Origin of the sequence: Streptomyces canarius (assembly GCF_014650735.1) — a bacterium.
In the GTDB taxonomy this organism is placed as follows: Bacteria; Actinomycetota; Actinomycetes; order Streptomycetales; family Streptomycetaceae; genus Streptomyces; species Streptomyces olivaceoviridis.
Genome location: NZ_BMVN01000242.1, coordinates 1 through 579 on the forward strand (window position 1 = coordinate 1; position 579 = coordinate 579).

The window sequence follows — 579 nt, forward strand, 5'->3', positions numbered from 1 at the left end:
GTGAGGGGCGGGAATGCATCGCGGGGTGGTGGTGTTGAGAGAACTGTCTGACATGTTCGAGTCAACGGGCTCGGGCGGTTGGCGGAAGGAGTCCCTCATGGCACGCAGCACCACACGCCCCGTCGTCAAGCTGAAGTCGACGGCCGGCACCGGCGTCACCTACGTGACCCGCAAGAACCGTCTGAACGACCCCGACCGGCTGGTCCTGCGCAAGTACGACCCGGTGGCCGGCGAGCACGTTCTCTTCCGCGAGGAGCGCTGAGTCCCCTCGCACCCCGGCCCCAGCGAAGAACGCACTCCCCCGAGGAGGAACACCCCATGAGGAACGGCATCCACCCCGTCTCCCGCCCCGTCGTCTTCCGTGACCGCGCGGCAGGCTTCCAGCTCCTCACCCGCTCCACCGTCGAGTCCCAGCGGACGGTCGAGTGGGAGGACGGCACCACGTACCCGGTCGTCGACGTGGAGATCTCGTCGGCGAGCCACCCGTTCTACACCGGCACCTCGCGCGTCGTGGACACCGCGGGCCGGGTGGAACGCTTCCAGCGGCGCTACGGCCGTACCACCGCCGACCGCCACTGA

2 protein-coding genes are annotated in these 579 nt (G+C 68.9%); both read left to right on the top strand.

Annotated elements, in window-relative coordinates:
- The first annotated feature begins 97 nt into the window (after window positions 1-97).
- Window positions 98-262, top strand: coding sequence for a 50S ribosomal protein L33 (gene rpmG, locus IE294_RS47095; protein WP_189895434.1), 165 nt, complete (start codon window positions 98-100; stop codon window positions 260-262).
- Between the two features lie 56 nt (window positions 263-318).
- The gene (locus IE294_RS47100; RefSeq protein ID WP_189895435.1) at window positions 319-579 is read left to right on the top strand and encodes a type B 50S ribosomal protein L31; all 261 of its coding nucleotides are present in this window, start codon (window positions 319-321) and stop codon (window positions 577-579) included.